The sequence below is a fragment of the Herminiimonas fonticola genome, assembly GCF_003293745.1.
Classification (GTDB): Bacteria; Pseudomonadota; Gammaproteobacteria; order Burkholderiales; family Burkholderiaceae_D; genus Oxalicibacterium; species Oxalicibacterium fonticola.
In genome coordinates, this window is record NZ_PTLZ01000001.1 from 954,302 (window position 1) to 975,833 (window position 21,532).

At 50.1% G+C, this 21,532-nt stretch carries 21 protein-coding genes and 1 other RNA gene; 15 read left to right on the forward strand and 7 right to left on the reverse strand.

All coding sequences use genetic code 11. The features are described 5' to 3' along the window. Positions 1-13 precede the first annotated feature (13 nt). Positions 14-805 (forward strand): ChbG/HpnK family deacetylase, encoded by a 792-nt coding sequence (locus Hfont_RS04770; protein ID WP_112991712.1) that lies wholly within the window; start codon positions 14-16, stop codon positions 803-805. Positions 806-860: 55 nt separating this feature from the next. On the opposite strand, the gene ssrA is transcribed toward Hfont_RS04770, so the two are convergent. The 5 genes from ssrA to Hfont_RS04795 form a co-directional block, all read right to left on the reverse strand. Next, positions 861-1,221, reverse strand: a transfer-messenger RNA (tmRNA) gene (ssrA, locus tag Hfont_RS04775). 87 nt (positions 1,222-1,308) lie between these two features. Further along, complete coding sequence (locus Hfont_RS04780; protein ID WP_112991085.1) at positions 1,309-1,974, reverse strand: HAD family hydrolase; 666 nt, start codon at positions 1,972-1,974, stop codon at positions 1,309-1,311. Between the two features lie 72 nt (positions 1,975-2,046). Continuing rightward, positions 2,047-2,742, reverse strand: a complete 696-nt coding sequence (gene ubiG, locus Hfont_RS04785; protein WP_112991087.1) for a bifunctional 2-polyprenyl-6-hydroxyphenol methylase/3-demethylubiquinol 3-O-methyltransferase UbiG — start codon at positions 2,740-2,742, stop codon at positions 2,047-2,049. A 121-nt stretch (positions 2,743-2,863) separates the two neighbouring features. Further along, positions 2,864-3,481, reverse strand: coding sequence for an outer membrane protein OmpA (ompA, locus tag Hfont_RS04790; RefSeq protein ID WP_112991089.1), 618 nt, complete (start codon positions 3,479-3,481; stop codon positions 2,864-2,866). Positions 3,482-3,797: 316 nt separating this feature from the next. Next, positions 3,798-4,463 (reverse strand): OmpA family protein, encoded by a 666-nt coding sequence (locus Hfont_RS04795; RefSeq protein ID WP_112991091.1) that lies wholly within the window; start codon positions 4,461-4,463, stop codon positions 3,798-3,800. Positions 4,464-4,743: 280 nt separating this feature from the next. Between Hfont_RS04795 and gyrA the strand changes: the two genes are divergently transcribed. From gyrA to cysM, 13 genes are all read left to right on the forward strand, one after another. After that, complete coding sequence (gyrA, locus tag Hfont_RS04800) at positions 4,744-7,356, forward strand: DNA gyrase subunit A (RefSeq protein WP_112991093.1); 2,613 nt, start codon at positions 4,744-4,746, stop codon at positions 7,354-7,356. Beyond that, positions 7,356-8,447: a 3-phosphoserine/phosphohydroxythreonine transaminase gene (gene serC / locus Hfont_RS04805; protein WP_112991095.1), complete on the forward strand. Its 1,092-nt coding sequence runs from the start codon at positions 7,356-7,358 to the stop codon at positions 8,445-8,447. Before gyrA ends, serC begins: the two co-directional genes overlap by 1 nt. Positions 8,448-8,487: 40 nt before the next feature. Beyond that, on the forward strand, positions 8,488-9,564 hold the full coding sequence (gene pheA / locus Hfont_RS04810) for a prephenate dehydratase (RefSeq protein ID WP_112991097.1): 1,077 nt from the start codon (positions 8,488-8,490) through the stop codon (positions 9,562-9,564). An 86-nt stretch (positions 9,565-9,650) separates the two neighbouring features. Next, positions 9,651-10,757 carry a histidinol-phosphate transaminase gene (gene hisC / locus Hfont_RS04815; RefSeq protein ID WP_112991098.1) on the forward strand — a complete coding sequence of 369 codons (1,107 nt, stop codon included), beginning with the start codon at positions 9,651-9,653 and terminating at the stop codon, positions 10,755-10,757. 65 nt (positions 10,758-10,822) lie between these two features. Beyond that, entirely contained in the window at positions 10,823-11,725 is a 903-nt protein-coding gene (locus tag Hfont_RS04820) for a prephenate dehydrogenase (protein WP_112991100.1), read from the forward strand. Beyond that, entirely contained in the window at positions 11,722-13,047 is a 1,326-nt protein-coding gene (aroA, locus tag Hfont_RS04825) for a 3-phosphoshikimate 1-carboxyvinyltransferase (RefSeq protein WP_112991102.1), read from the forward strand. The genes Hfont_RS04820 and aroA overlap by 4 nt, the downstream gene beginning before the upstream one ends. A gap of 78 nt (positions 13,048-13,125) precedes the next feature. Next, positions 13,126-13,803: a (d)CMP kinase gene (cmk, locus tag Hfont_RS04830; RefSeq protein ID WP_112991104.1), complete on the forward strand. Its 678-nt coding sequence runs from the start codon at positions 13,126-13,128 to the stop codon at positions 13,801-13,803. 201 nt (positions 13,804-14,004) lie between these two features. Next, positions 14,005-15,690 (forward strand): 30S ribosomal protein S1, encoded by a 1,686-nt coding sequence (gene rpsA, locus Hfont_RS04835; RefSeq protein WP_112991105.1) that lies wholly within the window; start codon positions 14,005-14,007, stop codon positions 15,688-15,690. 10 nt (positions 15,691-15,700) lie between these two features. Then, entirely contained in the window at positions 15,701-16,006 is a 306-nt protein-coding gene (locus Hfont_RS04840; RefSeq protein ID WP_011871954.1) for an integration host factor subunit beta, read from the forward strand. Positions 16,007-16,140: 134 nt separating this feature from the next. Then, complete coding sequence (locus Hfont_RS04845; protein ID WP_112991107.1) at positions 16,141-16,455, forward strand: lipopolysaccharide assembly protein LapA domain-containing protein; 315 nt, start codon at positions 16,141-16,143, stop codon at positions 16,453-16,455. A gap of 110 nt (positions 16,456-16,565) precedes the next feature. Then, the gene (gene lapB / locus Hfont_RS04850; protein ID WP_112991108.1) at positions 16,566-17,741 is read left to right on the forward strand and encodes a lipopolysaccharide assembly protein LapB; all 1,176 of its coding nucleotides are present in this window, start codon (positions 16,566-16,568) and stop codon (positions 17,739-17,741) included. A 201-nt stretch (positions 17,742-17,942) separates the two neighbouring features. Next, positions 17,943-18,308 carry a ComEA family DNA-binding protein gene (locus Hfont_RS04855; protein ID WP_112991110.1) on the forward strand — a complete coding sequence of 122 codons (366 nt, stop codon included), beginning with the start codon at positions 17,943-17,945 and terminating at the stop codon, positions 18,306-18,308. Between the two features lie 163 nt (positions 18,309-18,471). After that, positions 18,472-19,374 (forward strand): cysteine synthase CysM, encoded by a 903-nt coding sequence (gene cysM / locus Hfont_RS04860; protein ID WP_112991112.1) that lies wholly within the window; start codon positions 18,472-18,474, stop codon positions 19,372-19,374. A 33-nt stretch (positions 19,375-19,407) separates the two neighbouring features. Here cysM and Hfont_RS04865 read toward each other — a convergent pair whose 3' ends face one another. Both Hfont_RS04865 and Hfont_RS04870 read right to left on the reverse strand, forming a co-directional pair. Further along, positions 19,408-19,719, reverse strand: coding sequence for a hypothetical protein (locus Hfont_RS04865; protein ID WP_421800978.1), 312 nt, complete (start codon positions 19,717-19,719; stop codon positions 19,408-19,410). 414 nt (positions 19,720-20,133) lie between these two features. Next, positions 20,134-20,706: a DUF1415 domain-containing protein gene (locus Hfont_RS04870; RefSeq protein ID WP_112991116.1), complete on the reverse strand. Its 573-nt coding sequence runs from the start codon at positions 20,704-20,706 to the stop codon at positions 20,134-20,136. A 252-nt stretch (positions 20,707-20,958) separates the two neighbouring features. Between Hfont_RS04870 and Hfont_RS04875 the strand changes: the two genes are divergently transcribed. Further along, the gene (locus Hfont_RS04875) at positions 20,959-21,513 is read left to right on the forward strand and encodes a YaeQ family protein (RefSeq protein WP_112991118.1); all 555 of its coding nucleotides are present in this window, start codon (positions 20,959-20,961) and stop codon (positions 21,511-21,513) included. Positions 21,514-21,532: the final 19 nt, after the last annotated feature.

The following is a 21,532-nucleotide window of genomic DNA, read 5'->3' on the forward strand; positions in this document are numbered from 1 at the left end:
TATGAAGAATGCCATGACACCGATTGCGCTTTGTTCTGATGACTATGCACAGAACCCCGGTATCGATGCCGGTATTCTGGAGTTGCTTTCTCTAGGTCGTCTCACCGCGGTCAGTTGTTTCAGCACTGCGCCAAACTGGCAATCGATATCAGCTCCCGCCTTGCGCGCTTATCGTGAGCAAGCCGATATCGGCTTGCATTTTAATTTGACCGAGGGTTTTGGTGCCGATGCGCCTAGTTTGAATGCCGTTATTTTGCGCAGCCTGCTGCACAGCCTGAATCCGCAAAAAGTCGAGCAAGAACTGGAGCGCCAGCTCGATGCATTTGAAGACGGATTCGGACAAGTGCCGGACTTTATCGATGGCCATCAGCACGTGCATCAATTCGCGGGTGTTCGTCAAATTCTTTTGAAAGTGATCAAGCGCCGTTATGCCAAACATCTGATCTGGGTACGTAATACGGTGCCAGCGAATCCAGCATGGGGTGGCAAGCCGCAAATTTTAAAATATCTTGGCGGTCAGTCGCTTGCTAAAGATTTGCAGAGTGCTCGCGTTGCAAGCAATAAGGGATTTGCAGGTGTGTACGGTTTTGATCAGGAAGACTACGCCGCTTGTTTCAAGGTTTGGCTGGATGCGGCGCAAACAGGCATGCTGATCATGTGTCACCCGGCAACCCAAGCCTATCCGGATGATGAGATTGCACAACAGCGTGTGCTTGAATATCGCTTCTTTCAATCGGAAAAATTCGAACAGATGCTTGCTGCGATGCAGACTAGGCTAGTGCGCTTGTCGCATCTAGTAACGTAAATACATGTGGCAGAAACGACAAAGCCGCTGATTACTCAGCGGCTTGGCGTATTCGTGGTGGAGGCGGCGGGAATCGAACCCGCGTCCGAAAGTACTCTACAGACAGTTCTACATACTTAGCACTGCCATTTAATTTAACCGGTACAACGCGGACGTGCACGCTGTGTACAAGCGAGTTACCTATTATTTAGTGCGATGCCAAGTAACCCGACATTACACGAGTCCCTGTAAATGACTCTACAGCTTTTAAGGGCCCACCCCAGGGACGAGGTGTTGTAGAGCTAACAGCGATTAAGCTGCTAGTGCGTACGAGTTATCGTTTGCAGTTAAGTTTTTTCAGGTTGTATTTACGAGGTAGCCCGCCCTCGGTATGCCCTGCGCTGCTTTGCAACCCCCGTCGAAACCAGGTCGCCCCCAAGCATCGCCATTGTAACGCATTAGATGGGGTGCTTCATGCCTGATTCAAGGGCGCGGTGTAGTGGCTCTTGAATAGGGAAAATGCTTTATCGTTGCTGGCCGAGCAATGCCAGAAGTTGCTGCGGCGAGTCGACTAAAGCATTGGCATTCCATGTCGCCGGTGCAACTTCCCCGCAATATCCCCATGCTGCTGCAATCGTTGTCATGCCGGCAGCTTGTCCCGCCTGGATATCCCGCAGATCGTCGCCGACATACCAGCAGTGTTCTGCTTGAACATTGATACGTTTGGCGGCTTCATACAGTGGCGCAGGATGCGGTTTTGAGTGGGAAGTCGTATCGCCTGAGATAACGCAGGCAGCGTGATGCAGGCCGATCTTTGGCACCAGTTGATCAGTCAGATAGGCAATCTTGTTGGTGACGATGCCCCATGCGATACCTTTTTCCTGCAAGCCGAATAACAGTTCTGTTACGCCCTCAAACAGCCGACTTTTTACTGCGATTGCAGCTTCATAGTTTTGCAGGAATTCATCGCGCAGTTCTATGTAGCCAACATCTTGCGGCGTGATGCCGAATGCGACGCCTATCAAGCCACGTGCACCTGCGGAAGCGACAGGGCGAAGCAATTCGTAATCGGTTGGTGCCAGCCCGCGAGAAATACGCAATTGATTCACTGCGCCAGCCAAGTCGGGGGCTGTGTCCGCGAGTGTGCCGTCTAGGTCAAACAGGATGGCTTGGGGTATAGGTAATGTCATGCGAACTCAGTAAGGTCAGATCAAGCTAATGCTTTATCGCACGTGCGAAAAAGTATTAGCTTAAATTGAAAATCAGGCTGGCTTGGTGCAAGCGATTAAATAATTGACGCTTGTGTCTTGATGCAGTGAGTAGATTTGCGTCAGGGGATTGAAGCCCATGCCTTTGAGCATGTCTATCGTCAATCCGGCATCGCGCGCAAAGCGTGATAACTCCGCAGGCGTGATGAATTTGGCGTAATCGTGCGTACCTTTGGGTAGCAATCTCAGCAGATATTCAGCGCCTATGACTGCGTGCAAATACGCTTTTGGATTGCGATTGATGGTGGAGAAAAATATCTTGCCACCAGGTTTCGCAAGTTTTGCACAGGCTGCGACGATGGCTGAGGGATCGGGTACGTGTTCCAGCATTTCCATGCAGGTCACTATATCGAACTTGCCGGCTTCGCGTTCTGCCATGCTTTCTGCTGCGATTAATTCATAGCGTACTTGCACGCCGGATTCGAGGCTGTGCAGGTCGGCAACCTTGAGGGCTTTTTCGGATAGATCTATTCCGGTGACATTCGCGCCTTTTTTTGCCATCGATTCAGTAAGGATGCCGCCGCCGCAACCGATGTCGATGACGGTTTTGCCTGCTAAAGGTGCTCGACTATTAATCCATTCAAGTCGTAATGGATTGATTTCATGCAAAGGGCGAAATTCCGATGTGGGATCCCACCATTGGTGGGCCAAGTCGCTAAATTTTTTCAGTTCTAATGGATCAGCATTCATGGGCTAAATGATAACTGGAAAGTGCAGAGAGCGGGATTTCGTCAATTGGAAATTAGATGCACAAATTATGTGCGAAAAAAAACCCCGCCGTAGCGGGGTTTTTTAATTCGTATGAAACGAATTATTTACGTGTACCAACAACTTCGATTTCTACGCGACGGTTTTGTGCGCGGCCAGCTGCTGTTTTATTGGTAGCAACTGGTTGTTTTTCGCCTTTGCCTTCAGTGTAGACGCGTTTTGCATCAACACCTTTGTTCACGAGGTAGCCTTTAACAGCTTCAGCGCGGCGGATCGACAGTTTTTGGTTGTAAGCATCGGAACCAACGGAGTCAGTATGGCCAACTGCGATGATAACTTCCAGGTTCAAGCTGTTGAGCTTGGAAGCCAGGTCGTCAAGCTTGGCTTTGCCTTCTGGCTTCAGAGTTGCTTTATCGAAGTCAAAGAATGCATCAGCTGCAAACGTAACTTTTTCTGCTGTTGGAACTGGAGCTGCGCCAGCTGGAGCTGCGCCAGCTGGAGCTGCTGCAGCTACCAATGCACCGTCGCAACCTGCAACGGAGTCAGCTGGAGTCCAGTAGCCAGTGTGCCAGCAAAGACCAGTACCACTACGAACGATAGTGCCGTTCGAAGCTTGAGCGTAAGCGCTTTTTGGTGTGCTTGCTTTGATGTCGGTTTGGGCTTGTGCCGAGAACGCAACGACCGCGGATGCAGCGAAGACGAGTTTTGCTAATTTATTCATATTTCTTTCTCCTCTCGAGTGAGATATCCGCAGATAAACTGCGTAAATTACGTAAATGACATCGGATGTCGATGATAACACGCGCTTCAAAAACCGCATGAAACAAATTGTTCACATGCAATAATTTAACTTCTTACTATTCTGCCATAGCCTATTGATTCAGCGGTCCTTGTTAAATACACAGATTATCGTTTTTCTATAACTGTTGTAATCGCACAACGCGAAGCTGTTCAATGTTTCTTCTAGCAAAACATTGACCTTTGGACATTAAAAAAGGTTCATATTCCGAGTTAATTTTTAGTAATTTCTTGCAGTTTTACTGTTTTTCGGAATTTATCACTTCAATCAAAACGCGCCGATTTGGTGCCAGGCAGCTAATCAATTTTGAGTGCGTTAATTTCTCGTTGCACGATTTAAGTGCCTGGGTTGAGCCTACGCCGATTACATTCATTGTGACGAGGGCTCCTTTTGACTTCAGATAATCGGCGACAGCTTTCGCACGTTTTTCTGAAAGAATTTGATTGGCGTGGGTCGAGCCCAGATTGTCAGTGTGGCCGGTAATGGTGATGCTTTTAACATTCTTGCATTCCGCTAATCGGGGTAAGACGTCGCGTTCTATACGGCGTTTAGCAGCGTTATTTAATTCAGCTTTATTAAATGCAAAGGTTTGGTCACTGCCTAATGCGAATGTGAAATCGCATGGTTTGGCAGCCACTGCTGGTGTCGCTTTGTTCAAAACCAGATCGGGAGCAGTTGGGTTTGGGATAGGCGATGCGAGAGCTCCATCGCAACCTGCGATCGCGTCATTCTCAGTCCATGAGCCGGATCTCCAGCAGAGACCAAATGCGCTGCGAGTGATAACGCCGCTACTGTTTTGATTATAGGAATGACTCGACGGCGCTGAAATGTCCGCGTTAGTTTGTGCTGTGACATAAGGCGACGTTGCGCCGACCAATACGACTAAGGCCAGTTTGTTGATCATGTTTTCTCTTGAAGGCGGGTGTTCTGGAAATGAGGGCATCTTTTCAGCAGCTCGCATTTAAACATATTTTTCTGGGATTCAGCCCTGACATTGATCATTGCTTACAAAGTTCCCTGGATGCCAAAAGCGGCAAGAAGAGTCGTCTGCCGTGTTAAAATCTACGATTTGCCGGATCGCTCGCGTATTTGCTTATTAGGCAAGTCAGTATTTGCCTGATTTAGTAACTTAAGCTGTCGATTCTTCATTATCAAACCCTAGCCAAAGACCAGACGAACCGCCAATGGATCAATTCGCTAAAGAAACAATTCCGATTTCGCTTGAAGAAGAGATGCGCAAAAGTTACCTCGATTACGCGATGAGCGTGATTGTAGGGCGTGCATTACCGGACGTACGCGACGGCTTGAAGCCGGTACATCGCCGAGTTCTGTTTGCGATGCATGAAATGAACAATGTCTGGAATCGCCCGTACGTAAAATGCGCGCGCGTGGTCGGTGAAACGATGGGTAAATACCATCCGCACGGCGATCAGTCGATCTACGACACGCTGGTGCGCATGGCACAGCCATTTTCGCTGCGCTATATGCTGGTTGACGGGCAGGGCAACTTCGGTTCGGTCGATGGCGACAACGCTGCGGCGATGCGTTACACAGAGTGTCGCCTGGATAAGTTGGCGAACGAGATTCTGGCCGATATCGATAAAGATACTGTCGACTTCGTGCCGAACTATGACGGCAAGGAACGTGAACCGTCGGTACTGCCGACCAAGATTCCGAATCTGCTGATCAACGGCTCGTCCGGTATTGCAGTCGGTATGGCGACCAATATTCCGCCGCATAACATCACTGAAATCATCGACGGCGCATTGCATGTATTACGCAATGCCGACGTGACTGTTGATGAACTGATCGAGATCATTCCGGCACCGGATTTCCCTACTGGCGGTATTATTTACGGTGTGTCCGGCGTACGCGATGGCTATCGCACTGGCCGCGGCCGTGTCGTCATGCGCGCGAAAACGCATTTCGAAGAATACGGCAAGGAAAACCGTGCTGCGATCATCGTCGACGAGCTGCCGTATCAGGTTAATAAGAAGTCGCTGCTGGAACGCATTGCAGAGTTAGTGCGCGACAAAAAGCTCGACGGCATTTCCGATATTCGCGACGAGTCCGATAAGTCGGGTATGCGTGTCGTGATCGAATTGAAACGTAATGAAGTGCCGGAAGTCGTGCTGAACAATCTGTACAAACAGACTCAGTTGCAAGACACCTTCGGCATGAATATGGTGGCATTGGTCGACAACCAGCCGAAGTTGCTGAACCTGAAGCAGATGCTGGAATGCTTCCTGTCGCACCGTCGTGAAGTCGTTACGCGCCGCACGATATTCGAGTTGCGCAAGGCGCGTGAACGCGGCCACGTGTTGGAAGGCCTGGCAGTTGCCTTGGCAAACATCGATAACTTTATCGCCATCATCAAAGCGGCTCCGACTCCGCCGGTAGCGAAAGTTGACTTGATGGCGCGTGCCTGGGATTCGTCTGTTGTGCGTGAGATGCTGGCGCGTACTGGCGAAGGACTCGGTGGCATCGATGCCTTCCGCCCGGAAAATTTACCTAAGCAATATGGTATTCAGCCTGACGGCTTGTACAAACTGTCTGACGATCAAGCGCAGGAAATTTTGCAGATGCGTCTGCAGCGCCTGACTGGTCTGGAACAAGACAAGATCGTCAATGAGTACAAAGAAGTCATGGATCAGATCGCCGATCTGCTCGATATTCTGTCCAAGCCTGAACGCGTCACCATCATCATCACCGACGAACTGACTGCAGTGAAAAATGAATATGGTATCGGCAACAAGGATGAGCGCCGTTCGACGATCGAACTGAACGCAACTGACTTGGGCACCGAAGATTTGATCACCCCGCAGGATATGGTCGTGACCCTGTCGCATACCGGTTACATGAAGTCGCAGCCAATTACCGAGTACCGCGCGCAAAAACGTGGTGGTCGCGGCAAGCAGGCGATGGCGACCAAGGAAGACGACTGGATCGATCAACTGTTCATCGCCAATACCCACGATTACATTTTGTGCTTCAGTAATCGCGGTCGCATGTACTGGCTGAAAGTATGGGAAGTGCCGCAAGGTTCGCGCAACTCGCGCGGCAAGCCTATCGTCAACATGTTCCCGTTGCAGGATGGTGAAAAAATTACGGTGATCCTGCCAGTCTCTGGCGAGAATCGTACCTTCCCTGAAGATCGCTATATCTTCATGTCGACCAGCCTCGGTACCGTGAAGAAAACCTCGCTCAGCGATTTCAGCAATCCACGCAAGGCCGGCATTATTGCGGTCGATCTGGATGACGGCGATTTCCTGATTGGCGCTGCGCTGACAGACGGCAAACATGATGTGATGTTGTTCTCCGATTCCGGCAAGGCAGTGCGCTTTGACGAAAATGATGTGCGTCCTATGGGCCGTACAGCGCGTGGCGTACGCGGCATGAATCTGGAAGACGGGCAACAAGTCATCGCCTTGCTGGTGGCCGAGAACGAACAACAATCGGTGCTGACCGCGACAGAAAACGGTTTCGGCAAACGTACGCCGATTACCGAGTACACACGTCACGGTCGTGGCACCAAAGGCATGATCGCAATCCAGACCAGCGAGCGTAATGGCAAAGTCGTAGCGGCCACTCTGGTGGACGCAGCTGACGAAATCATGTTGATTACAACCGGCGGTGTATTGATTCGCACCCGTGTTGCAGAAATTCGCGAAATGGGTCGTGCGACTCAAGGCGTGACCTTGATCGCGGTCGAAGACGGCACCAAGTTGAGCGGACTGCAACGCATACTTGAATCAGATATTGAAGAAGATCAATCCGGTACGGAGGAAGAAGAATAATGAAGCGCGTGTATAACTTTTCACCGGGTCCTGCTGCTATTGCACAAGAAGTAATTCAGCAAGCTGCGGATGAAATGACAAACTGGAGAGGTTGCGGTTTGTCAGTCATGGAGATGAGTCATCGCGGGCGCGAATTCACGGAAATCCTGGCAACCGCAAAAAACGATTTGCGCGAGTTGATGGCGATTCCGGACAATTATAAAATTCTGTTCATGCAAGGCGGTGCCATCGCTGAAAATGCGATCATCCCTTTGAATCTGATAGGCAAGAAATCGCAACCTGCCACGATCGATTTCGTCAATACCGGCCACTGGTCAGTCAAGAGTATAGAAGAAGCGCACAAGTATGCGAAGGTGAACATTGCCGCATCGTCGGAAGATTCAGGCTTCAATCACGTGCCTGCACGCGATACATGGATGCTGACGCCGGATGCTGCTTACGTGCATATCTGCACGAACGAAACCATCGGTGGTGTCGAGTTCGATTTCACTCCGGACGTAGGCAATGTGCCTTTGGTGGCGGATATGTCGTCGAATATTCTGTCGCGCGAAATCGATGTTTCCAAGTACGCCGTGATTTATGCCGGAGCACAAAAGAATATCGGCCCTGCTGGCCTGACGATTGTCATCGTGCGTGACGACATGCTGGGGCATGCATTGCCAATTTGCCCGTCGGCATTTGACTGGAAGATGGTTGATGAACATGACTCCATGTTCAATACGCCACCAACGTATCCTATCTATATTGCCGGCCTGACCTTCCAATGGATGAAGCGCCATGGTGGTGTTGCGGCAATGGAGAAAAACAATATCGCTAAAGCGAAATTGATATACGACTATCTGAATTCGACAGATTTCTATATCAATAAAGTGCCGGCAGCGAACCGTTCGCGCATGAACGTACCGTTTTTCCTGAAAGACGAATCGCTGAACGGCAAGTTCATCGCTGAGGCCGAGCAAAACGATCTGGTGCAACTCAAAGGTCATAGTTCAGCCGGCGGCATGCGTGCATCGATTTACAATGCAATGCCAATTGAAGGTGTGCAGGCACTGGTTGCCTTCATGAAGGACTTCGAGAAAAAATACGCTTGATTCTCGTTCGAATCAAAAAGATTTAACGTGTTTGAATAAGATGACGATGGACGACAAGCTCAAACCGCTGCGTGTACAAATCGACGCAATCGATGCGCAAATCCTTGATTTGCTGAATCAGCGCGCACGCGTCGCGCAGCAAGTCGGCCACGTCAAGGCAGAAACCAATGCGCCGGTTTTTCGCCCTGAGCGTGAAGCGCAGATTTTGCGCAGCGTGGCGGAACGTAATCCAGGTCCACTTTTAGATACGGATATTCAAACCGTTTTTCGTGAAGTGATGTCGGCTTGTCGTGCGCTGGAAAAACGCGTGACGGTTGCGTATCTAGGCCCGGCAGGAACCTTCAGCGAACAAGCGGTGTATCAGCAATTCGGCCGCGCGGTGGAAGGTATGCCATGCGCATCCATCGATGAAGTGTTCCGTGCAACGGAAGCCGGCACTGCAGATTTTGGCGTCGTGCCGATTGAAAATTCTTCCGAAGGCGTAATCAATCGCACACTCGATTTGTTGTTGCAAACGACTTTGACTCTGAGCGGCGAAGTATCGATACAGGTTAATCACAGTTTGATGACGCGTTCCGGCAACATGAACGACATCAAAAGCATATGCGCACATTCGCAAGCGTTGGCGCAATGCCAGTTGTGGCTCAACCAGAACTATCCCAACATCGAACGTCGCGCCGTTGCGTCCAACGGTGAAGCGGCTCGTCTGGCAGGTGAAGATCCAACGGTTGCCGCTATCGCCAGCGAGATCGCCGGTAAAAATTACAGTCTGCAAGTCGTCAAAGCCCATATCCAGGATGATCCGCACAATCGCACGCGCTTCGCGGTGATCGGCCGTTTGCATACTGCACCTAGCGGCAAGGATCAAACATCGCTGGTGTTGTCGGTGCCGAACAAGGCGGGCGCTGTCTACAATTTGCTGGCACCGCTGGCGAAGCATGGCGTGTCGATGACGCGTTTTGAATCCCGTCCGGCACGCATGGGTACCTGGGAATATTATTTCTACGTCGATGTGGAAGGCCATTTGAAAGACAGCAAAGTGGCAGATGCATTGAAGGAGTTGAAAGATAACTCCGCATTTTTCAAAGTACTCGGTTCGTATCCATTCAGTTTGTAATTTGATTTGTCTGTTGCTCCTGAGCGCCTGGTTGCAAACGCAGCGACGCCATTCTGGCAATAGTCATTCTTGTTCTGGAATCCTTTATGTCAATTCAGTTCGGCCCTGATTACGTTCGTGCGATTGCGCCTTATCAAGGAGGTAGACCGATTGCGGAAGTTGCGCGTGAGTTCGGTCTCGACGAAGCGAAAATCGTCAAACTTGCCTCCAATGAAAATCCGCTGGGCATGCCCGAGTCGGCAAAGAAGGCGATGGAGCTGGCCATGGCAGATGCCGGCCGTTATCCGGACGGTAATGGCTTCGATTTAAAGGCTGCCATCACCGCAAAATACGGCGTGCCTGCAGAGTGGATTACGCTCGGCAATGGCAGTAACGATATTCTGGAATTGTCGGCACATGCATTTGTGCAGCCGGGACAATCGGTGATCTATGCGCAGTATTCGTTTGCGGTTTATCCGTTGGCGACGCAGGCAGTCGGTGGTCGTTCGCTGGTTATTGCGGCAAAAGATTTTGGTCATGATCTGGATGCGATGGTGGATGCGATTGAAGCCGATACACGTTTGATCTTCGTCGCCAATCCAAACAATCCAACCGGGACATTTATTCCCGGACATGAGATCGAAGCATTTCTTAAACGCGTGCCACCGAACGTCGTCGTCGTGCTGGATGAGGCTTACACAGAATTTCTCGCGCCGGAATTGCAATACGATTCCATCGCATGGGTGAGCCAATATCCGAATCTGCTGGTGTCGCGTTCGATGTCCAAGGTTTACGGTTTGGCGGGTTTGCGGATTGGTTATGGCATTGCGCAGCCTGGCATTACCGATTTGCTGAATCGCATACGCCAGCCCTTCAACGTCAATTCGCTGGCGCAAGCCGCTGCGATTGCTGCATTGAATGACAAAGCCTTTGTCGAAAAGAGTGCACAACTGAATGCCGCAGGTTATCGTCAACTTACACAAGCTTTTGACGAATTGAAGCTTGCATATGTGCCGTCCAGCGGCAACTTCGTATTGGTCAAAGTCGGTACTGACGACAGTGCTGGTGCTCGCGTCAATTTGGCATTGCTGAAACAAGGCGTGATCGTGCGCCCGGTTGGTAATTATGGTTTGCCTCAATGGTTGCGTATTTCAATCGGCTTGCCAGAAGAAAACGCGATCTGTATCGCTGCATTGAAAAAGGCCTTGGCTTGAGTTTGTAATGCACAGCCATCGTTCGATTTTTAACTGAACCGATCAACTACTTTCCTTTTCCTCACGTGCTAAAAAAAATCGTCATCTTCGGTGTAGGTTTGATAGGCAGTTCGTTTGCACTTGCCTTGCGAAAAGCCAATGCAGTAGAACAGATCGTCGGTGTCGGTCGAACCCAGACTTCATTGTTGCGGGCCAAAGAACTCGGCATCATTGACGTCATCAGCACGTCTATCGAAGAATCTTTGAAGAATGCCGATCTGGTGTTGCTGGCAGTGCCGGTAGCGCAGACCGAAGCCATGCTTGCTGCGATCAAACCTTATCTGCAAAAGCAAACGGTAGTGACCGATGCCGGCAGTATCAAAGGCGAAGTCGTGCTTGCAGCACGCCGCGCACTGGGTGAAAAAATCGGACAGTTTGTACCAGGACATCCGATCGCAGGATTGGAGGCTACCGGTCCTGATGCGGCGATCGCCAGTTTGTATGTGGCTAAAAAAGTCGTGTTGACTGCCTTGCCAGAAAACTCCGTTGAGCAGATCGCGGTAGTAGCGCAAGCATGGCAACAGTGTGGTGCCATTGTCCATGAATTGACGCCAGAAAATCACGATGCGGTTTTTGCCGCAGTCAGCCACCTACCGCATTTGCTGGCCTACGCTTTGGTTGACGACATTGCAAATAAACCAAATGCCGATTTGCTGTTTCAGTACGCAGCAAGTGGCTTTCGTGATTTCACGCGGATCGCTGCTTCTTCGCCGGAAATGTGGCGCGATATCAGCCTGACTAATCAAACTGCAATATTGGCGGAGTTGGATGCGTACATCGCCCAGTTGACGCGCTTTCGTGCGCAGTTGGCGGCGGGTGACGGCGACGCAATGTATGCAATGTTTTCCAATGCACAGCGTGCGCGCCAGAATTGGCAGCGCAGTATAGAAACGGCGGAAATTCAGCCTAAACAAGACAGCGATAAATGAAACACTATCCGCATTATCTTGACCTGCAACCGGCGATGCACGCCAAAGGCGTAGTGCGTCTTCCCGGTTCAAAAAGTATTTCCAATCGCACTTTGCTGCTCGCAGCTTTGGCCGATGGCACGACGCACATCAAGGACTTGCTGGCATCTGACGACACGCATGTGATGTTGATGGCTCTGCAAAAACTCGGCGTGAAGTGGGAGCAAATCGGCGAGTCGCAAGATTACATTGTGCATGGCGTGAACGGCTCGTTTCCTGTGCATCAGACAGATTTATTCATGGGGAATGCCGGCACGGCGATACGCCCATTGACTGCTGCGCTGGCAGTCACCGGTGGCGATTACACCTTGCATGGCGTGTCGCGCATGCATGAACGTCCGATTGCCGATCTGGTCGAGGCATTGAATGCCGTTGGTACGCATATCGAATACACCGGCGAGGCGGGTTATCCGCCATTGCATATTCAGCGCGGTCGCATACATGCGCAGCGCATGCAGGTGCGCGGCAATGTTTCCAGTCAGTTCCTGACTGCATTGTTAATGGCGGCACCGTTGATGGCGCGCGAACAGGATGTGCAGATTGATGTGATCGGCGAATTGATTTCCAAACCGTATATAGAAATTACGCTGAATCTGATTCGACGCTTCGGCGTTACCGTACAACGCGACGGTTGGCAGTCGTTCACGATTGCTGCCGGCCAGCGCTATGTCAGCCCAGGCACTATCCATGTGGAAGGCGATGCGTCGTCGGCTTCCTACTTTCTTGCGGCTGGCGCAATTGCGGGCGGCCCGGTACGCGTGGAAGGTGTAGGCAAGGACAGTATTCAGGGTGACGTACGTTTTGTCGAGGCGCTCGAACAAATGGGCGCGACTATTCGCATGGGCGACAACTGGATAGAAGCTGAATCGAATGGCGTGTTGCGTGCGATCGATGCCGACTTCAACCATATCCCTGATGCGGCGATGACGATCGCTGTTGCTGCCTTGTACGCGGATGGCCCGAGCACCTTGCGCAATATTGCTAGCTGGCGCGTGAAGGAAACCGACCGCATCAGTGCAATGGCGATTGAACTGCGCAAGCTAGGTGCGATAGTGGAAGAGGGCGCAGATTATCTGCGTGTGACGCCACCGAAAGAGATTCAGACCGCAGCAATCGATACCTACGATGATCACCGTATGGCTATGTGTTTCTCACTGGCGACACTCGATGGCGCGGCACGTCGCGGTAATAAAGTGCGTATTAACGATCCGCAATGCGTCGCTAAAACTTTCCCGGATTACTTTGATGCTTTTGCCAAAGTGACTGAAGATACTTTGTTCTAAATAGAGCAAGTTAGTACTCGCTTTCCCGAGCAACAAAGCCACCATCGTTGTTGCTTGAACTTAACTGATTTTTTTAAAATGACCACATCTTCACATATTCCCGTTATCACGATAGACGGTCCGACTGCATCGGGCAAAGGCACTGTTGCACAATTAGTCGCGACTGAATTGGGTTTTCATTACCTTGATTCTGGCGCCTTGTATCGGCTGACGGCCTTGTCTGCCTTGTATCGCGGCATCGCTCTGGATGATGAGCAAGCGTTGGCAAAATCGGTAGAAAGCCTGAATTGCGGCTTCAAGGATGGCGACATCTTCCTTGATCGTGAAAACGTCACCATGTCGATACGGGCAGAAGAAGTTGGTAATACGGCATCAAAAATTGCCGCCTTGCCAGCCGTTCGCAAGGCTTTAGTTGATTTGCAACTGCGTTTCCGTGAAGCTCCAGGCCTGATTGCCGATGGTCGCGATATGGGGACCGTGATTTTCCCAGACGCGGAGTTGAAAGTCTTCCTGACCGCCAGTGCAGAGGCGCGCGCCGAAAGACGTTATAAGCAATTGATTGACAAGGGATTTTCTGCTAACATGCAAGACCTCCTGAAAGATTTGAACGAACGTGATGCCCGTGATGCAAATCGCGCAGTTGCTCCGCTCAAACCGGCAGAAGGCGCGTATTTGCTGGATACCTCGGATTTGACCGTGAATCAGGCGGTGGAAAAGGTGCTTGGCTGGTATGCAGTAACAAAGCAAGCCGTATAAATTATCTGTCTTAAATTGTTGTACCCGTTGTCCGTTCAGACGCAAAGTCTGGAGGGCTTTGAAAAACCTAACCCATTATTCGTTCGTCTTGACTGTGCAGTTCAGTTTGCAGTGAAGCGAAAAAATACGAATTCTGGTCAACCTGCTTAAATATCTCTTATGACTACTGTTGTCACCTCTACCTCAGATACACCTGTTGGCATGGAAAGTTTTGCCGCTCTTTTTGAAGAATCGTTGTCACGTCAGGACATGCGTTCCGGTGAAGTGATTTCGGCTGAAGTCGTTCGCCTCGACCACAACTTCGTGATCGTGAACGCTGGCTTGAAGTCGGAAGCATTTATTCCAATCGAAGAATTCAAAAACGACAATGGCGAACTCGAAGTCAACGTTGGCGATTTTATTTCCGTCGCAATCGAATCCCTCGAAAACGGTTTTGGCGACACGATCTTGTCGCGCGACAAGGCTAAACGCCTGGCGTCGTGGCTCTCGCTCGAAAAAGCGATGGAGTCTGGTGAAATCGTTATCGGTACCGTTAACGGTAAAGTCAAAGGCGGTCTGACCGTTTTGACCAATGGCATCCGCGCATTCTTGCCGGGTTCGCTGGTCGATACACGTCCTGTCAAGGACACGACCCCATTCGAAGGTAAAACTCTCGAATTCAAAGTCATCAAACTTGATCGCAAACGTAACAACGTTGTGTTGTCACGTCGCGCTGTCATCGAAGCATCGATGGGCGAAGAGCGTCAAAAATTGATGGAAACACTCAAAGAAGGCACGGTAGTAACCGGCGTCGTCAAAAATATCACCGACTACGGCGCGTTCGTGGATCTGGGCGGTATCGACGGCCTGTTGCACATCACCGATCTGGCATGGCGTCGTGTGCGTCACCCATCGGAAGTACTGACTGTCGGTCAAGAAATCACCGCAAAAGTACTGAAATACGATCAAGAGAAAAACCGTGTTTCGCTGGGCGTCAAACAATTGGGCGACGATCCATGGACCGGTCTGTCACGTCGTTACCCACAAGGCACACGCCTGTTCGGTAAAGTCACCAACCTGACCGACTACGGCTCGTTCGTTGAAGTTGAACAAGGCATCGAAGGCCTGGTTCACGTTTCCGAAATGGACTGGACCAACAAAAACGTGGCGCCAAACAAAGTTGTCCAATTGGGCGACGAAGTTGAAGTCATGGTTCTGGAAATCGACGAAGAACGTCGTCGTATCAGCCTCGGCATGAAACAGTGCAAAGCCAATCCTTGGGACGACTTCGCAGTCACCCACAAGAAAGGTGACAAAGTCCGCGGCGCGATCAAATCGATCACCGACTTCGGCGTGTTCATCGGTCTGGCTGGCAACATCGACGGTCTGGTTCACTTGTCCGATCTGTCCTGGACAGAAACCGGCGAAGAAGCGGTTCGTCGCTTCAAAAAAGGTGATGAGCTGGAAGCAATCGTGTTGGCTATCGACGTCGAACGTGAACGCGTTTCCCTTGGCGTCAAACAACTCGAAGGCGACCCATTCAACAACTTCGCTGCCATGAACGACAAAGGCGCATTGGTTACTGGTACCGTTAAATCGGTTGAGCCTAAAGGTGCAGTGATCCAATTGTCCGAAGAAGTTGAAGGCTACTTGCGTGCTTCCGAAATCTCCCGCGATCGCGTGGAAGATGCCGGTACGCACCTGAAAGTCGGCGACACAGTCGAAGCTATGGTCATCAACGTTGATCGCAAAGCACGCGGTATTCAACTGTCGATCAAAGCGAAAGACAATGTTGAAACGCAAGAAGCAATGCAAAAAATGTCGACATCGACAGATTCGAACGCTGCGTCGGGTACGACCAGCCTCGGTGCATTGCTGAAAGCCAAACTCGACAACAGCAAGAACTAAGTAAGCATCAATGACAAAGTCGGAGCTGATTGCCCGTCTGGCTGAGCGTTATCCGCAACTGGTAGCCAAGGATGCGGATTACGCGGTCAAAACCATCCTCGATGCGATGTCCGATGCCTTGGCAACCGGACAGCGCATTGAGATCCGTGGTTTTGGCAGCTTTGCGCTTAACAGCCGTCCACCGCGCATCGGTCGCAATCCGAAGTCGGGTGACAAAGTGATGGTTCCCGAAAAACGTGTGCCGCATTTCAAGCCTGGCAAACAGTTGCGCGAGCGTGTGGATGCGATGGTTGGACAACCAATCATTGAAGACTGAGTTGTTTGCATTGAAATATGAACGGCATCTTCGGATGCCGTTTTTTTTTCACGTACAATTTCATTAGTTAAGAGTTGCACCGATTTGGTCGGCGTAAAGGCCATCCATCCCGCCTAAATAAAGGAATCAGCATCATGAAGATCCTGTTCAGAATTCTTGCTGCCATATTTTTCATCATATTTTTCGGCTTTGCCTTGAAAAATACGGACGAAGTGACATTGCGGTTTTTCCTGGGTTACGTCATACAAGGACCGCTGGTTTTATTGTTGCTGGGCTTTTTTGTCGCTGGTGCAGTGTTGGGTGTGTTGGCAATGCTGCCTATGGTGTTCCGCTCGCGCAGGGATGTGGCAAAGAACAAGAAAGCACTCCTGACGATACAGAACGAGGCGCAGGCGCAGTTGTTGGCTAAATCGCAACCGCCGCAACCGGATGCTGTTTCTCAGCTATAACTGTAGCTATAAAACCTGCAGCGATAATTACATTTTTAAACGCTGTTAGCCTCACATCTTTAAACGGCAAACTCAGCCATTTGATCAACTAATAATAAATACGGCATTGCATGGAATTTGAAACTTGGTGGTTGCTCGCTGTTCCCGCTTTTTTTACTCTGGGCTGGATTGCTGCGCGCGTAGATATCAAACAACTGGTTTCCGAGTCGCGCAGCTTGCCGCGCGGCTATTTCAAAGGTTTGAATTTTCTGCTTAACGAGCAACCGGACAAGGCGATCGATGCCTTCATCGAAATCGTTAAACTGGACCCGGAAACAGTCGAACTGCATTTCGCTCTCGGTAATCTATTTCGCCGCCGCGGCGAGACTGAGCGTGCGATTCGCGTACATCAAAATTTGCTGGCACGTCCCGATTTGCCTCAAGAACACAAGGTGCATGCGCAATTTGAGCTGGGTCAGGATTATCTGAATGCCGGCTTGCTGGATAGAGCGGAAGAAACCTTCAATCTTTTGATTGACACGCAATACAGCGCACAGGCACGTCGTGCCTTGCTGGAAATTTATCAGCGCGAAAAAGAATGGGAACGCGCCATCGAAGCTGCAGAGGCGCTGCAAGACTCAGGTGCCGGTGGACGTCAAAAAGAAGTCGCACAATTTTATTGCGAGTTGGCGCAGGACGAGCTGGTACACACCCATCCGGATGCTGCAATTACCTTGCTGGAAAAAGCACTGGCCGCAGATCGTAAAAACGTGCGTGCAACGATGTTGATGGGCGATGCCTTCCTGGCGCAAGGTGACACCGAAGCCGCCTTGCTTGCATGGCGTCGTGTTGAGCATCAGAGCGTGCCGCATGTGGCCTTGGTTGCACAACGTTTGATGGATGGTTATCGCGCTGTGGGGCGCGCGCAAGAGGGCGTGAACCTGTTGAAGTTTTATTTGACCGAAGCTTCTTCCATCGATTTGCTGGAAGTCGTCTTTCAAGCCGTACTGGAATTGGAAGGTGTAGATGCTGCGACGCAAATGGTCAGCGATGAATTGCGCCGCACACCAACCCTGTTAGGTTTGGATAAATTGCTCGAAGCGCGTTTATTGGATGCGCCGCCAGAGATGCGTTCCGAACTGTCAATGGTGAAGAACCTGGTGCATGGCTACACGCAGAAGCTCGCGCGCTATCAGTGCAGCAATTGCGGCTTCAAGGCGCGGCAGTACTACTGGCAATGTCCTGGCTGCAGTAAATGGGAAAGCTATCCGCCACGTCGTACCGAAGAATTAAATGTAATGAATTGAGTGTTTGGAGCGCATCAAGCACTTAATCACCTTCAACCATGATTTTCATCGCGAGAGCGATGAAAACTCACCTGTTTATGGGAATGTCATCCCATCTTATTGCTGCTAAAGTTCAAACAGATTTATTGTTAATAACGCAATAAGTCCAGACTTTATGGTCTGCTGTTCTGAGCTTTTTCACCAATACACTGGAGACATCCCATGTTGAGAAAATTATTGTTGGCTTTAGCTGCACTGATTGCTTCTATCGGTTTTGCGTTTGCAAATGTTGAAGTCAATCAAGCCGATCAAGCCGCGCTTGATGGTATCAAAGGCATAGGGCCGACAACATCGAAGGCAATTCTGGACGCACGTAAAAAAGGTGGAAATTTTAAGGACTGGAACGATCTGCAAACGCGTGTCAAAGGTGTCGGTGAAAAGAGTTCGGATAAATTTTCGCAAGCAGGTTTGACCGTGAATGGCAAGGCCAAACCGGGGGGAGAAAAACCTGCAGCTGCGAAAGCAGATAAAGCGAAGGTCGCAGCCACTGACAAAACGGCAGAAGTCAAAAAGCCTGCAAAGCCTTGATGGCTTGAATAAATGGCAGGTCTGAACCAGACGTATGATTGCCAAAGCCTTGACGATGAAAATCGCCGAGGCTTTTTTTTGTCCGCAAGGTTTACAATCAGGTTTGCACGCGCTCCGGCGCTGTCGATTAAAATGACGTTCCTCAGGAAATAATTCAATCCCTATGCACTATTTGACTATCGAAGACACCATCGGCAATACCCCTCTGGTGCAAATCAAGCGACTGGATGGTGAAGACACTGCGCGTCGTAACAACATCATTCTCGGCAAGCTGGAAGGTAACAATCCGGCCGGCTCGGTGAAGGACAGGCCAGCATTGTCGATGATCAAGCATGCAGAAGCGCGCGGCACGATCAAGCCGGGCGATACGCTGATTGAGGCAACTAGTGGCAATACCGGCATCGCATTGGCGATGGTGGCTGCGATGCGCGGCTACAAGATGATCTTGTTGATGCCTGAAAATTTAAGCGAAGAACGCCGCCAGGCAATGGCCGCTTATGGCGCGAAAATTGTGTTAACGCCTAAAACGGGCGGTATGGAATATGCACGCGATCTGGCAGAGCAGATGCAGAAAAACGGTGAAGGCCTGATTCTTGATCAGTTTGCAAATCCGGATAATCCACGTGCGCACTACGAGGGTACTGGTCCTGAAATCTGGCGCGACACTGGCGGCAAGATTACGCATTTCATCAGCGCGATGGGGACGACGGGTACCATCATCGGCGTATCGCAATATCTCAAAGAGCAAAATCCCGACATCAAAATCATCGGCGTGCAACCTGAGGAAGGTTCGCAGATTCCTGGCATCCGCAAATGGCCGGAAGCTTATCTGCCGAAGATCTATGACGCCAGCAAGGTCGATCAGTTGGAATATGTCAGCCAAGCCGTTGCAGAACAAACTGCACGACGTTTAGCGATTGAGGAGGGGATTTTTTGCGGGATTTCAGCGGCTGGTGCATGCGAAATTGCCTTGCGAATTTCTCAAACAACAGAAAATGCAACGATAGTATTTATCGTGTGTGACCGAGGTGACCGTTATCTTTCAACAGGTGTATTCCCGGCATAAGTCTTTCGACTCAGCCGAGAATAGCCGGCTGTTTTATTCGGCCTGATCGACAGTTACGCCGTCTTTAGGTTTGAATTGCTTGTCGCTGATACGGAATTTATCGCGACGATCACCCATCAGAATGCGCAGATCGCGAATGCTCAAGTCGCTGACTTCGTGCATGCGGATCAGCAACGAAGCACCTACCGGCAAACGGCGATGGCGGATTTTGCTGATCACCGGCGGTGCAACTTCCAGCGCGCGTGAAAGAGCTGCATCGTTTTTCAGGTGCAGTTTTTCAATCAGTGAGTCCAGCAAGTGATTAGGATCATAAGCAACTTGATCTGCGAGTCGGTTACTAGTCATTGGGCTATCCTGAGTAGTCATAATATCTTCGATTCAAAAGTCAAAGGTGGAATGGGAAATGCACAATATGCAAATTCATCAGCTACTTCTTGGAGTGTTGCCACATTGGTAAAGTTGCAAAAGACAATGATTCTTTACAATCTTCCATATGAAAAAATTAACCATAGGCAACCAATATAGCAAAAAATTCCAAAAAAGCAATTGGAAAACAATGTACTTTTTATACCTTATTCGGCCACAGAGAATGCATAGAGTTCCTCAAAACAAGCTTTCTTTTTAAAAAATTTCAAAAAGGAAATAAATTGATCCATGCATCTGGTAAAACATGAGCTTCTTATATAGGGATGGATTTGGATTGCGAAAGAGATAACTCGAATATTTTTTGGCCAGAATTGCTGGGATAGGTGCCGCGAATTATCTTTGCTTCGGCGTCACATCCAGTTTTTGCCATCCTTCATGACCGAGCTTGCGCAAGGTTTGCATATTTTTCTCAAAGATCATTTCAGCTTCCGGGAATGCGTCTACTGCGCGCTCAATACTCGCTTCGCGTAGCAAATGCAGTATCGGATACGGCGAGCGGTTGGTGTAGTTTTCAATATCGTCCGCTGCAGTGTCTGCAAACTGATAGTCCGGATGAAAGCTCGCAATCTGGATTTCGCCATCCAGTTCCAGCTCTTCGAGTAGATTGTCGGCCACTGTCAAAAAGTCGTTGTAATCGAGGAAGTCGTTCAACGCATCGGGAATGATGATCAGCGTCGTGTCTGTCTTTACCGGATCGGCAGCTTGTAAAGCCAGCAATTCTGCTTCCAGCTCTGTCACCAGTGCTTCGACTTCTTGGGCCGCGCTGACCACATAACGAATTTGTTGTTTGACATACACTGCTTTGGCGAAGGGGCACAGATTGAGGCCGATGACGGCTTTTTCTATCCATGCCTGTGTCGCTGCAATAATCGAATGATCGGTAGTGCTGGAGGAAGAAGTTTGCATGCGTTTTGTTCTCTGTAAGCGCTCATTTTAAACGTTTGCATACATGTATGATTTTTGAACGCTAGCTATTGATCAGTGTGCTTGCTACGAATTGATGATGCACGTGTAAAAAAATCATCGTCATGCTGGCGAATCGGCTATTCTTGCGAGCGCGCTCGCTACCGAACTGCGACTGAAGCATTACCTCATCGCCAATCGAATCTCTATTCGAGCTTTTTAATTAATTCACACGTTTTCTACGCAAGTATATTCATGGCCCTCAAATCCACCATCTTCAAAGCAGATCTGCAAATTGCCGACATGGACAGGCAGTATTACGACGGACATATGCTGACCATTGCGCGGCATCCGTCCGAAACCGATGAGCGCATGATGGTCAGGATATTGGCGTTTGTCTTGCACGCCAGTGAGGCGCTGACATTTGGTAAAGGCATCAGCGCCGATGACGAGCCTGATGTGTGGCTGAAGGACTTAACCGGTGCGATCGATCTGTGGATAGAAGTCGGCCAGCCTGATGAAAAACGTATTTTGAAAGCCTGCGGTCGTTCAAACCATGTCATCATTTACAGCTACAGCAGCATGAGTAATATCTGGTGGAATCAGATCGCGAACAAGGTGGATAGGGCGAAGAATCTGAGTGTGTTCAATCTGCCTGCAGCGACCAGCCAATCGCTCGCCAAACTCGCGCAACGCAATATGCAATTGCAATGCACGATTCAGGATGGACAAGTCTGGATCAATGGTGATGGGGAATCATTGCAGATCGATTTGCAGACATTGAAAGTGCCGGCAACTGCGGCTAAATAATATTGGCCGATTGTGCCAG

Bases quoted from the DNA above. Each gene is read 5' to 3' on its own strand.
- rpsA (WP_112991105.1), top strand. From the start codon at position 14,005: ATGGAAAGTTTTGCCGCTCTTTTTGAAGAATCGTTGTCACGTCAGGAC.
- Hfont_RS04780 (WP_112991085.1), bottom strand. From the start codon at position 1,974: ATGACATTACCTATACCCCAAGCCATCCTGTTTGACCTAGACGGCACA.
- Hfont_RS04770 (WP_112991712.1), top strand. From the start codon at position 14: ATGACACCGATTGCGCTTTGTTCTGATGACTATGCACAGAACCCCGGT.
- ompA (WP_112991089.1), bottom strand. From the start codon at position 3,481: ATGAATAAATTAGCAAAACTCGTCTTCGCTGCATCCGCGGTCGTTGCG.
- cysM (WP_112991112.1), top strand. From the start codon at position 18,472: ATGCACTATTTGACTATCGAAGACACCATCGGCAATACCCCTCTGGTG.
- serC (WP_112991095.1), top strand. From the start codon at position 7,356: ATGAAGCGCGTGTATAACTTTTCACCGGGTCCTGCTGCTATTGCACAA.
- cmk (WP_112991104.1), top strand. From the start codon at position 13,126: ATGACCACATCTTCACATATTCCCGTTATCACGATAGACGGTCCGACT.
- pheA (WP_112991097.1), top strand. From the start codon at position 8,488: ATGACGATGGACGACAAGCTCAAACCGCTGCGTGTACAAATCGACGCA.
- Hfont_RS04840 (WP_011871954.1), top strand. From the start codon at position 15,701: ATGACAAAGTCGGAGCTGATTGCCCGTCTGGCTGAGCGTTATCCGCAA.
- Hfont_RS04795 (WP_112991091.1), bottom strand. From the start codon at position 4,463: ATGATCAACAAACTGGCCTTAGTCGTATTGGTCGGCGCAACGTCGCCT.
- hisC (WP_112991098.1), top strand. From the start codon at position 9,651: ATGTCAATTCAGTTCGGCCCTGATTACGTTCGTGCGATTGCGCCTTAT.
- lapB (WP_112991108.1), top strand. From the start codon at position 16,566: ATGGAATTTGAAACTTGGTGGTTGCTCGCTGTTCCCGCTTTTTTTACT.
- aroA (WP_112991102.1), top strand. From the start codon at position 11,722: ATGAAACACTATCCGCATTATCTTGACCTGCAACCGGCGATGCACGCC.
- Hfont_RS04875 (WP_112991118.1), top strand. From the start codon at position 20,959: ATGGCCCTCAAATCCACCATCTTCAAAGCAGATCTGCAAATTGCCGAC.
- Hfont_RS04870 (WP_112991116.1), bottom strand. From the start codon at position 20,706: ATGCAAACTTCTTCCTCCAGCACTACCGATCATTCGATTATTGCAGCG.
- gyrA (WP_112991093.1), top strand. From the start codon at position 4,744: ATGGATCAATTCGCTAAAGAAACAATTCCGATTTCGCTTGAAGAAGAG.
- ubiG (WP_112991087.1), bottom strand. From the start codon at position 2,742: ATGAATGCTGATCCATTAGAACTGAAAAAATTTAGCGACTTGGCCCAC.
- Hfont_RS04865 (WP_421800978.1), bottom strand. From the start codon at position 19,719: ATGACTAGTAACCGACTCGCAGATCAAGTTGCTTATGATCCTAATCAC.
- Hfont_RS04845 (WP_112991107.1), top strand. From the start codon at position 16,141: ATGAAGATCCTGTTCAGAATTCTTGCTGCCATATTTTTCATCATATTT.
- Hfont_RS04855 (WP_112991110.1), top strand. From the start codon at position 17,943: ATGTTGAGAAAATTATTGTTGGCTTTAGCTGCACTGATTGCTTCTATC.